The organism is Aquimarina algiphila (genome assembly GCF_947494415.1).
GTDB lineage: Bacteria > Bacteroidota > Bacteroidia > Flavobacteriales > Flavobacteriaceae > Aquimarina > Aquimarina algiphila.
The window spans coordinates 159,872-171,967 of sequence record NZ_CANLVC010000009.1 but is presented as its reverse complement, the minus strand read 5'-3'; the positions used below and the strand labels follow the sequence as shown (position 1 = coordinate 171,967).

Genomic DNA, 12,096 nt, shown 5'->3' with positions numbered 1-12,096 from the left:
AAAATCAACCGCTACAAAATATCTCCCTTTAATACCAGGATGAAAAACACATATATGACTTAGCTATTCCTGGGTCCTGATTCCAGAGTACTTAAAATTGTATCCCGCGTTTGTTCGCGCAATTCTTTCTTCTGTTCTTGTGTTAGCCCTTTTGTTGGAATTGCTTTAAGAATACGAGCCCTCATAATACCAGGGCCGCCACTAAAGAAGGTATACGAAAATCGTTTTTTATTATCAAAAAATGCAAGTGGTAATATTGGGATCTGGTGATCTATAGCTAATCTAAAAGCTCCGTCTTTAAACTGATCTAATACAATAGATTCATCATCTGGAACGCCTCCTTCAGGAAAAATACAGATACTTGTACCATCATGTAATCTGGCCTGTGCCCTATCAAAAACCTCTTTACGACTACGCTGGCTATTACGATCAACAAGAATACAGGTTCGTTTGTAGAAAAATCCAAAAACCGGAATCTTTGCCAACTCCTTTTTGCCAACAAAAACAAAAGGATTTTTTACACAGTATAACATTAACATGATATCAGTCATCGATGCATGATTAGCCACAAACATATAGCTCTTCTTGCGATCAACCGATTCTTCTTTGGTTACTCTAGGTATAAAGCCTGATCCATACAATACAATTTTTGCCCAAAATCTTGCTACTACAAAAAACTGTGGATATAACTTTTCTGTTGAAGAAAGGACTAATAGTAATGGAAACATAATAAGTATTGGAATACCCATAAGGATATAAAACCAGATACGCCACAACAGAATAAGTATGTTCCTTAATAATTGCATTGCCCAAAAATACACAATTGGTTTGAGCTATGTGAACAAAAAAATTACCTTTGCCAAGAAATTAGAAAAATTATCATGTCCAGAATTCTAACAGGAGTACAAAGTACAGGGACTCCGCATCTAGGAAATTTATTAGGAGCCATACTTCCTGCTATCGAAATGGCAAATCAGCCACAGAATGAATCGTTTCTGTTTATCGCTGATATGCACTCACTTACACAAATCAAAGATGCTAAAGTATTACGGGAGAATACCTACTCTACTGCAGCTACCTGGTTAGCTTGTGGATTGGACATAGAAAAAACAGTTTTTTATAGGCAAAGTGATATTCCGCAGGTAACAGAATTATCGTGGTACTTAAGTTGTTTCTTTCCTTATCAACGACTTACCCTTGCTCACTCTTTTAAGGATAAGGCTGATCGATTAGATGATGTAAACGCTGGGCTATTTACATACCCTATGTTAATGGCTGCAGATATTCTATTGTATGATGCAGAGATTGTCCCTGTAGGAAAGGATCAATTACAACATCTAGAAATGACACGTGATGTAGCTTCAAGAATACATGCTCAGGTTGGTGAGGTATTTGTATTACCAGAAGCTCAGGTACAAAAAGAAACAATGTATGTCCCTGGAACCGATGGTATCAAAATGAGTAAATCAAAAGGCAATATTATCAATCTGTTTTTACCTGACAAGAAACTGCGTAAACAGATTATGACGATTCAGACTGATAGTACCCCTTTAGAAGAACCAAAAGATCCAGATACTTGCAATTTATTTGCTATATATAAACTTATTGCTACTGAAGAACAGCAAGAAGAAATGCGAAAAAATTATCGTGGTGGTAATTATGGGTATGGTCATGCAAAGCAAGCATTATACGAGCTACTTATCGATAAATTTGCTACAGTTAGGGAACGCTACAATTATTATATGAACAACCTTAATGAAGTTGATGAAGCTCTAGCTATAGGTGCCAAAAAAGCAACTACAATAGCAGATAGCGTATTGACAAGAGTGCGTAAAAAGGTGGGGTATTAGTTAATATATCAATTTTTAAAAGCTTTGTTTCAAAACAATTAGATTCATTTACTAGTTTATGACAAAAAGTGTTTATTATTCTTTTTTACTATTATGTATATTCACTTCTTGTTCTAAAGAGCACCTATCTAAGACTAGTATTTCTTTCTATCATTGGAAGTCTGAGGCAAGTTTTAATGAATCTTATACAAAAGCGATTCATACTGCACATACTGATAAAATCTATCTTCATTATTTTGATATCACAACAAAAGGAAGAACAAACAGCTATAATACTGAGGTTTTTCCAACCTATGTTGTAAAAAAGGTTTCAAAAGAATATCAGGATTTTGATATTGTGCCTGTTGTATATATTACAAATGAAGTATTTAAGATAAAAAAATTAGATCTTGTAGGTTTATCTGGTAACATCACCAAATTAATCCATCAAATAAGTACAAAACATTTTGGTAGAGAGATTAAAGAAATTCAGATTGATTGTGACTGGACACAAAGTACCAGAAATGTTTATTTCGAATTTTTAAAGACATTATCAACACAGTTTGATATTGATGTAACTATTAGGCTACATCAAATAAAATTTAAAGAAGAGACAGGAGTTCCACCTGTAAAAAAGGGAACTTTAATGGTTTACAACATTGGTGATCTAAAAAACAAACAACAGAATTCTATTTTAGAAAATACAATTGTAAAACAATACATAAATTCTAAAACCACATACCTCTTACCGTTACATATTGGTTTACCTTTGTTTTCTCAAACAGTTGTTAGCAATATGGATGATAAAATTAAAATCATCAAAAATACAGAACGGCTCGTTTTGGAAAACGATATTCATTTTAAAAAATTAAATGAATTCAATTTTGAGATTGTAAAAGACACACTCTATAAAGGGTTTTATCTTAGTAAAGGGTATACTTTAAAATTAGAAGAATTAACAGAAGCCGAAATTATAGCATCTTATAAAACAATTAAAGAAAGTAAATTACAAACTAACGATATCATTTTTTATCATTTGGATGAGCAATCACTCTTAACCATTGATTTAAAAAAAATAATAGAGCAGTTATGAGAACTATATTAACCTATATATTGGTCTTTATCTCTTCAATTATCTTTGCAAGTGATCACAATTTTGTTTGTGGTGGTGATGGATATTGGGAGGGTGATAGTTTCTATAATTTATTCGTACAAACTAACATTTCTGCAAAAGAGTTTTACCCTTTTTTAAGGGATGAATACAATAACTTTTATGGTGAGAATTATTATGATGAACAGAAAGAAATTGTTTACCCTAGAGGGAATGTAAATCTATGGAAAGAAGTTTTGCTAGACTGGAGTACCAAGGATATAGAAAATGCAATTTATAATTTTGATAGTTTTAACTGGAAGAACAAAACCACTAAAGCTGAAAAAAGCGCTAAAACCTATATCGAATTTGCTCAACAATGCAGTGAAGCTTTTAGGTATAGAAACAAGCGAAACTCATGGGATTATGATGAGATCTTAGCCCAAAAAACTGTAAATACCGAAGCTTTACTTGTAAAAGCAAATTTGTTGTTAAGTGCTGAAACCAACCAGCAATTAAAAGCAAGGTATTATTATCAAATTATTAGGATTTTACATTATTCTAAGAGCTTTAGTGAAGCTGTAAATTTTTACAAAACAAAGGTTGAGGACCAGTTACCAAAAAATGAGATCTATTACTACATAACCGATCAGGTTGCTGGTTGTTATTATTCTTTAAAAGATTACGAAAAAGCAGCGTATCTTTTTACAAAAGTGCTAAACAAAAGTATCGATAGAAAAAAATCTGCCTTTTTAAGTTACAATTTTTGTGCAAATAAAAACGCAGAGGGTAAACCATATTTTTCGGGTATCGATGACGAAAAAGATGTGTTGTTAATTGCTAGCTTAAGAGATTTTTCTGATGAAGTTAACAACATCAATAAATTTATACATCTAGATGCAAAAGATCCAAGGGTAGAACTTCTTTTTATGCGTGCATTAAGTAATGTAGAGCGTGATATTTGGCCAAGAAATATTGGTACCTTCGACAGGACATTACCAAATATCCAAAACAATAAAAATTATAAAGAACTCCTACAAATAGCAGAGCAACAAATTGAGAATACTCAAATCAAAAATAAAGATTTTTGGAAAATTACAAGTTCCTATTTATCATTTATTAATAATGATCTTACCACTGCAAACCAGAAATTAAATAAGGTACAATCATTTCCAGAACAAAAGAAAACATTATCCATCATTTATAAAGTTTTTAGTTGGGATACTATTATCCCAGAAAATGAAAATTACTTAATCAAAATTATTGAAGATCATCCTACCAATGAAGATTGGAAACCCCTAATTCTTGATAGAATTTCACATATATATTATAAAAATAATAAAATAGGCAAAGCATTTCTAGTTCATAATCATCTTGAAAATGTCAAAAATATTAGCTCATTAGAATTACTAAATGCTTTAGAAAAGTTTTACCATAAGCCCAATAAAAGCAAGTATGAAAACATGCTTTTAAATAATAAATCTCAATCTTCTCTTGATTTTATAAGCTATATAAATCATCAAAAAGGAGTCTATTATTTATATCAAAAAAAACCTAAAGAAGCGCTGATTTATTTTAACAAAGAAAAAAATCCTCCAAGAGAGGCATCTATTCCTGGAACTATTTTTAGTAACAACATAAAAGAATGTTTTAGTTGTCCTGAAAAAAATATTATGGCAGACGAAGTGTATAAAGCAGATGTTTTTTCATTCATTAAAACCAATTTCTCAAAAAAAGAATTAGCTATAAATTTGATCGAATTAAAAAAATTAACTCATAATGAGAAACAATGGAAATCCAAATTAGCCAATTATTTATTAGCCAATTATTATTATAATATATCCAATACTGGATATTACAGAGGCATCTTAACCAATAATGGTAATTGTTGTGATTATAATTATATCGACTATGCCAATGATAGATATAAGAATACTAAAATAGGCGCTAATATCATTGCAAATAGATCAGGGTATACGTTATCTGATGTTAGTTATTATGACAAACATTATTTTGGATTAAGCGACACTGCGATAGAATATTATCAAAAAGTAATCGATTTGTCTACAGATAAAGAATTAAATGCTCGTTGCCTATATCTAATGGCAAAATGCGAACTTAATGACTACTATAATAATGGTAGTTCTAATACTTTTGAAATAAAATTATCTGAATATCAAACTATTCAATTACCAAATTATAATAGTTTTAAAATATTAAAAGAACAGTATTCAGATACCGAATTTCATAAAATGATTATACGAGAATGTAGTTATTTTAAAGCTTATAGTTCTCATTTCTGATTAAAAACATCCATGCCTCAACTAATTTTGAGATTGATAAAATGAAAATTCTATTCAAAATAGTATATGATTTTCTAAAATTTCTTGAAAAGTTTACCGGGTTATCTTATGAGGAAATTAATATTATAATTTGGTTTATTCTCATCCCATTAAGTTGGGCTATTTTATTGGATACAATTTTTAAAAAACATTACTTCAAAATCTGTTTTTTAACGATCATAATAGTCTCACTACTATATATTGATAATTTTAAAATATTTTCAAATACGTTATTTGATCAATCGGTAAATTTTCTTAATCTTTTTAATCATTTTGGGAGCAACTATGTTGCTTCATCTGTAATTATTTGTGTACTTATTCCATTATTGATCTATATTGTACTTATTCGAAAAGCCTATTTTAAAAATAAATAACTAATCCAAGCCTGTCAAAGAAGTATTGGGAGAACCAACTTCAACAAGCTTAGATATAGAAAATAGTGTACTTATAATAATCTCTTATTCGTACATTCCTTTTTCTACTTTTAAAATCACATTATAGGTTTTGTTCTTTTTGTTAAAAATAACTGGGTATTTCCCCGCTTTTATTACATTTCCTTTAAGTCCCAAACCTTTTAAATATGAGGCATCCAAAGTCAAACTATTTTTAAGATAAAAAATATTAGCTTCTGGATTTGAATCACCATATTGTATTGACATTAAATCATTCTCCCCATAAAACTGTACTCCAAGAATGCTCTCATTCATGGCAAACAACATCCCTTCTGTGTTGGATTTAATATCTAATTTGAGTACATCTCTAAAGGACTCAAAAACCCTTGGATCGGCTTTATGAACTAGAATCCATGGATCATTATATACCCAGTCACATCTAATAATTTTACAGGGATCAAAAAGCTCTAGTGGAGGAGTAATTGCGAGTCCGGGGTTTGTTTGACACCTCCATTCTATACATGTACTTCCTGGGTCAGATTCACAGCTTTTTTCACCGGTGAAAGGGTTTGTAACTTCTTTGGCATTAGAGTGAAATTTATATACGCAAATCTCTCCCCAACCCTTTGCGTTGGCTTGAATGTCTTGATCAACTGCAATTTGTTCTTCGAGGGTATTTTCCTGTTCACAAGAACATACAGTAATTAATAAGATAGCAATTATACTTAATGATACTTTTTTCATAATTTCTATGGTTTTAATATGAGTTAATAGTTGTTCTGGCCCCAAAACATGATATGATCGATCGATCTGATCCAAAATTAAACAGGATCTAATAAGCACATTTGTAGTGATGTAACAAATCCTAGAAAATATGTAACATCCTTATAAAGGGTTATTTACCCCCTTGGAGAAAGTGACAGAAAACTTTCTCTGGATAAATGAGGCAAGTAAAACCTTTAACAAAAAATTCACATTTCATCTAAAAATATTATCTTCGCACCAAACTTCGTGGATACGCCCCAAATCGTAATCACAAATTTTATTTAATATAAAACGATAGTTATAATGTTGTCAACAACATATATGTGATCATAGCTGCTAGAGATTTAATCGAATGGTTATTGTGTTTTGGAATGACGCCGCACTTGCTGAAAAAAATGTAGCAGCCAATGTGCAGAAAAATCGAAAAGCTAGGTAACATTTTTCAATGCTACAACACATATATTAAATGTTTACTATCTAAAAATGAAAAATTACATCCTTTAGAAATTTCATCTATGAATACAATAGAAGGAATAATTCTAAACTATGTATAAAAAATAACTTATACCCTACTATGAAGAAAATTTACCTATTTACATTATTAAGTATTTTATTTTTTGGTTGTTCTAGTGATGACAGTTCACCTGACGCACAATTAAATATTCCAATTATAGATGATATCTCTACTACTAATGCAACTGCTGGAGATATTATTACCATTACAGGAAAAAACTTTGATTCAAACCAAACCTATATTATTAAGTTTAACGGCACACAAGGCACGGTAACCGAAATAACTGCCACATTTCTAAAAGCAAAAGTTCCTGAAGGAGCAACAACAGGAGATATTACCCTTACTATTAATACACAAACAACAGTTGTAGGTACGATAACAATAGATGAAGAACCTCAAAGCCCAACTATAGAAAACATCTCTACAGACAGTGCTGTTGTTGGAGATATTATAACAGTTAATGGTACTAATTTTGATCCTGAGGAAACATATATCATTAAATTTAATGGGATACAAGGTACTATAACAGAGATAACGACAACCTCTTTAAAAGTACAAGTTCCTGAAGGAGCAACCACAGGAGAAATTACTCTTATATTTAATGAAAAAGCAACTGTTATAGGAAATATTGAAATCCTAGAAGTTGTAATAGATTATGGATCTAGACTTTTTGCTTATAAAGATGGAATAACACCAAGTCAAATTGTAGAAATTGACAAAAATACCGGAGAACAGATTAGTGTTATCGCCGATATAGATCATGATAATTATTTGAGTGATTTTATTTTTGATGATGCTAAAAACGAAATTATTTGTAATTATACAGATAATAATATCACTTATCTCTACAAAATAAATGTAGATAATGGGCAAACTACATCAACCCAAAGTAATCCTGCTACAGGTCGTTATGAAAACTGGATTATAGGTCGTTATAACAGTCCAAACTTTCTTTTTGCGTACAAGGATCAAATTACACCTAGCAAAATTGTACAAATTGATCTCGAATCCGGAAATTTTGTTGATGATGTAACAGACATAGATCACAACAATTATTTGAGTGATTTTAATTTTGATTCTGATGCAGATGAAATTATTTGTAATTATACCGATAATAACATCACTTACCTGTACAAAATAAATGTAAATAATGGACAAACAACATCAATCCAAAGTAACCCAACTACAGGTCGATACGAGAACTGGATTATGAGTGCAAATAATAGACTTTTTGTTTACAAAGATGGGGTAACACCTAGTCAAATCATAGAAATTGATAAAAATACAGGAAATCAAATCAGTGTCATTGCTGACATAGATCACGACAATTATTTAAGTGATTTTGTTTTTGATTCCTCAAAAAATGAAATTATTTGTAACTATACTGATAACAATATTACTTATCTCTATAAGATAAATGTAGATACCGGAAAAACAACATCAATCCAAAGTAACCCAACTACAGGTCGGTACGAGAACTGGATTATGAGTCTTGTGCAATAAGAAAATATAACTATAACAAAAACAGAGATGTAAAATACATCTCTGTTTTTATTCTTTACTCATATCTAGAAATGGTTATTATTGTTTTTGATATACTAAATATCAAAAAAAAGTGACTTAGAAACTGATAAAAATCATTTTTGAAAATTAAAAAACAAGGTATCATTGATTTTTATATACAGATATGGAAGTCTCTAATGATATTGTTCTGCGTCCTCGTTTTTTTCAAGAGTTAAATATTTCATCAGAAAAAGCGCTAGATGCTTTTGAAAAAATCGGTAAGACAAATCAAGATTTTAAAATAAGTCGGGTAGATCATCATGTCTTTATACGTATTCCTAAAAACAAACAACACTTTTGGTCTCCTCAATTACATCTTGAGATTTATGATATGGATAACGGACAACCAAAACTAAAAGGTCTTTTTGGTCCAAGTCCAACGGTTTGGACATGTTTTATGTTTCTGCATTTTATAGTAGCTATAGTATTTATAAGTGCTGCCATCTGGATGTATGTAAATATACGCCTCGACAAACCCTATGTATACCCTATTGTCTCCATGTTCTTTCTTATTATTATTTGGTTTGTACTTTATTTTGCAGGACGAATAGGAAGACAAGCTGGTAAAAAGGAGATGCGAGCTTTATATCTTTTCATGCAAAATACAATAAATACTACATCAAAGATTTAACTGTTTCACTTAAACTCAAAAAACTTTAATCCCATACGGATTTCCGTAAGAAAATTTTAAAGTTTTATGATAGCTTGCGATCCAAAAATCAATCAAAATTAAGTGGATAAGAACTTCATACAAATTAATTTTTAATAATAAATACATCTAATATAACATGTTTACAAGGCCCACTTTTTATAAGTTTCGCAATAGCGAATTTATTCAGTATTTAACCTACGTGAAAAACATTGTAATTCTGCGAGATCCACAAGCTTTAAAACTTGCACCACAATCCGCCACTCTAATCCGAGAAATTTTTGCTATGGATGAGGTGTACAAGAAACAAATAAATACAATCTCTAAAGATCTTGAAGCTATAGATAAACGAAGAGACCTTGCTATTATAGGTATAAGAATAGTTTTAGAAGGGTTCATTTATCACTTTGATCATACAAAGCGTAATGCGGCAAAAGAACTCCTACAGAGTATAGACAACTATGAGAAAAGAATTGCTAAGCAAAATTATCATGTAAAGACCATTACTTTGGACCATCTTACTTATGATTGGGAAACAATTTTAGAATTAAAGACAGCTTTGATAACTCTTGATCTTACTGATTGGGCAAAAGAGCTAAAAGAAAGTAATACTACTTTTAATAAAACGTATCTAAAACATAATGCTGAGTATTTGTTCGACAGCAAAACCGATGTCACTCAACTTAGAAATAAAGTAAAAGAAAGCTATACTGATCTCATCAATCATATCACAGCTTATGCTACGCTACATTCGTCTGAGGTATATGAGAATATCATAAAAGAAATTAATATACTTACTAAAAAATATAATGATATTGTAGAAAAAAGAGAACCCTTAGATGTTGAAATAGTAGAGAGCCCTTTTTGATTATCTTCTATAAATCTAATTCTTCATTATATCATATAAGAAAAAAAATCTTTCCTCTGATATGGATTCCCGTAAGAAAGCTTCAAAGTTTTGTAGTAAATTAGATTAAGAAATCTTTTAACCCTAAAAAGTTTTGAAATAAAACCGCCCCTACAAGTTTGCTACATCAAAAAAACAAGTTGCCATTAAGGGTGTATCAAATAGGTAATAAAGTAATATTAGTAACTGGTTAAAACAAAATTTAAAAATCATAATCGTCTATTGTAAGGTAAGCACATAAAAATGTAAACGGATACACAATAATTGTTTTTAATAACTTTTAAAACTCTTAATGCCTTATGTTTACTACACCTGCTTTTTATATGTTTCGAAATAGCGAGTTTATCAAATATCTAATTGATATAAAGAATATTATAATTGTACAAAATCCTCGCGCTCTAAAAATTGAATCACAAACTGCTGTTTTAACGCAACAAATCACCGTTATTAATGGTGCATTAAAAAAACAACTAGAAAATCCAACAATCTCGAATACTGATCCCAATGAAATAGATCAACGTAGAGATCTTGCTATTGTAGGTATTAGATCTATCGTAGAAGCTTACACATATAATGTTGATGAGATAAAAAGTGCAGCCGGAGCAGCTTTATTAGAAAGTATTGACAAATACGGAAGCCCGATTGCCCAACATACTTATGAAGCACAAAACAATGCTCTGGACAATCTTTTACATGATTGGTCTACCATTCTTATTCTAAAAGCTTCCATAGCAATTCTAGGATTAACTAGCTGGGTAGAAGAGTTATCAGAAGACAATGAATCTTCTCCCCAAATATCTTTTAATCACAATCTAACATCTGTACCTAATAGTAAAATAAATATATACAGACTTAGAACTCAAGCTAAAAAAAGCTATCATAATCTGATTAATCATATTGCAAGTCATGCTTCTTTAAATCCAAAAACTTATGAAGGTGTAGTACGAGAAATTAATATACTAACAAGTCGTTATAACACTCTGGTAGAAAAAAGAAAAAATACTGTTTCTGATACCATAAAAGGCAAAAAACGCTTTAAACCATCTTATATGTTCTAAGCAAGAAATGTTATGTTGAAACAAACTATTATTTTTCAGAAAAAGAATACTTAATTTCATTATTGTTCATTCGAATCATCATTACTTCTTAGCTAATACAAAAAAAATCTTTTGTTCTCGTACGGATTTCCGTAAGACAATCTCATATTTTCTTCTTAATTTAATATCAGGAAAATTTCATATTTAGAAGCTTTTCGAACAATCTTTATCGTTCTAATACTTTATAGGGATATCATATGTATATACCAACATATACAGACTAGTACTTGAATTTAAAAAAATCAGAAAGAGAATACTCAAGTGCTATGCAAAGCAGTCTGATCACTTCTACAGAAGGTCTAGTATCTGCCTTTTCGATATCAATAATTGTGCGATAACTTACCCCAGATTTTTCGGCTAATTCAGTCAAAGTCAGTCCGGCGTCTAACCTCAAACCCCGTAATCGATTGCCTAGTGCTTCTTTAAATTGATCATCCTTAGCCATCCTCAAAAATGGCTAAATTCCTGTTAACAAGATAGTTGCAGATGAATTTATTTACGTAAAACACTGGTTATCTGTAATAATTATGCAGTATATTGCATAATTTATTATATTTGTCTCAGACAAAACAATAATGACCAAAGAAGAGCTATATCGTTATATGTTGGCCTATCAGCAGGAGCACATGTTTACTAAAAAGGATCAAAGTAATTTTATTATTGTCCTCAAAAGTTTACAAGCTGATGCTGACCCAAAAAAAGGAAAAACATAACCAAAAATTGATAGACATGACAGAAAAAAAACTATACGAACGATTGATGCACTATAAAAGTAAGTATGGTCTTACCAGAGAAGCATTACAGCAGTATCAATGGGCATTAGAACTCATTAAACAAGGAAATAGCGACCAAGAAGAATAAAAATATAGAATTCCATACTATCTCCATACTTCTTATAAACAGAAACAAGTTCAGGTCTCAAACGATGTCAGAAACTAATATTTCATC

12 protein-coding genes are annotated in these 12,096 nt (G+C 30.5%); 9 read left to right on the top strand and 3 right to left on the bottom strand.

Translation table 11 applies throughout. The features are described from left to right. Positions 1-59 precede the first annotated feature (59 nt). A complete protein-coding gene (locus PQF96_RS22255) occupies positions 60-806 on the bottom strand; it encodes a lysophospholipid acyltransferase family protein (RefSeq protein ID WP_143918304.1) in 747 nt (248 codons plus the stop codon). Between the two features lie 75 nt (positions 807-881). Between PQF96_RS22255 and trpS the strand changes: the two genes are divergently transcribed. The 3 genes from trpS to PQF96_RS22240 are packed head-to-tail and all read left to right on the top strand — an operon-like array spanning position 882 to position 5,222. Continuing rightward, entirely contained in the window at positions 882-1,850 is a 969-nt protein-coding gene (trpS, locus tag PQF96_RS22250; RefSeq protein ID WP_271768469.1) for a tryptophan--tRNA ligase, read from the top strand. A 58-nt stretch (positions 1,851-1,908) separates the two neighbouring features. Continuing rightward, a complete protein-coding gene (locus tag PQF96_RS22245) occupies positions 1,909-2,922 on the top strand; it encodes a hypothetical protein (RefSeq protein ID WP_271768467.1) in 1,014 nt (337 codons plus the stop codon). Further along, positions 2,919-5,222, top strand: coding sequence for a ligand-binding sensor domain-containing protein (locus tag PQF96_RS22240; protein ID WP_271768465.1), 2,304 nt, complete (start codon positions 2,919-2,921; stop codon positions 5,220-5,222). Before PQF96_RS22245 ends, PQF96_RS22240 begins: the two co-directional genes overlap by 4 nt. 497 nt (positions 5,223-5,719) lie before the next feature. Here the strand turns inward: PQF96_RS22240 and PQF96_RS22235 are convergent, their stop codons facing one another. Then, a complete protein-coding gene (locus PQF96_RS22235; protein ID WP_271768463.1) occupies positions 5,720-6,397 on the bottom strand; it encodes a hypothetical protein in 678 nt (225 codons plus the stop codon). A gap of 595 nt (positions 6,398-6,992) precedes the next feature. Here PQF96_RS22235 and PQF96_RS22230 point away from each other — a divergent pair. The 4 genes from PQF96_RS22230 (at position 6,993) to PQF96_RS22215 (ending at position 11,109) form a co-directional block, all read left to right on the top strand. Continuing rightward, entirely contained in the window at positions 6,993-8,435 is a 1,443-nt protein-coding gene (locus PQF96_RS22230; RefSeq protein ID WP_271768460.1) for an IPT/TIG domain-containing protein, read from the top strand. A gap of 184 nt (positions 8,436-8,619) precedes the next feature. Further along, positions 8,620-9,126 (top strand): GTP-binding protein, encoded by a 507-nt coding sequence (locus PQF96_RS22225; protein WP_109436081.1) that lies wholly within the window; start codon positions 8,620-8,622, stop codon positions 9,124-9,126. Between the two features lie 220 nt (positions 9,127-9,346). Beyond that, the gene (locus tag PQF96_RS22220) at positions 9,347-10,012 is read left to right on the top strand and encodes a DUF6261 family protein (protein WP_271768457.1); all 666 of its coding nucleotides are present in this window, start codon (positions 9,347-9,349) and stop codon (positions 10,010-10,012) included. A 338-nt stretch (positions 10,013-10,350) separates the two neighbouring features. After that, a complete protein-coding gene (locus tag PQF96_RS22215; RefSeq protein ID WP_271768455.1) occupies positions 10,351-11,109 on the top strand; it encodes a DUF6261 family protein in 759 nt (252 codons plus the stop codon). A 259-nt stretch (positions 11,110-11,368) separates the two neighbouring features. Here the strand turns inward: PQF96_RS22215 and PQF96_RS22210 are convergent, their stop codons facing one another. Continuing rightward, positions 11,369-11,593 carry a helix-turn-helix domain-containing protein gene (locus PQF96_RS22210; protein WP_109436084.1) on the bottom strand — a complete coding sequence of 75 codons (225 nt, stop codon included), beginning with the start codon at positions 11,591-11,593 and terminating at the stop codon, positions 11,369-11,371. A gap of 130 nt (positions 11,594-11,723) precedes the next feature. Between PQF96_RS22210 and PQF96_RS22205 the strand changes: the two genes are divergently transcribed. Continuing rightward, positions 11,724-11,861: a hypothetical protein gene (locus PQF96_RS22205; protein ID WP_167571939.1), complete on the top strand. Its 138-nt coding sequence runs from the start codon at positions 11,724-11,726 to the stop codon at positions 11,859-11,861. 16 nt (positions 11,862-11,877) lie between these two features. Continuing rightward, a complete protein-coding gene (locus PQF96_RS22200; protein WP_255412225.1) occupies positions 11,878-12,009 on the top strand; it encodes a hypothetical protein in 132 nt (43 codons plus the stop codon). Positions 12,010-12,096 lie beyond the last annotated feature (87 nt).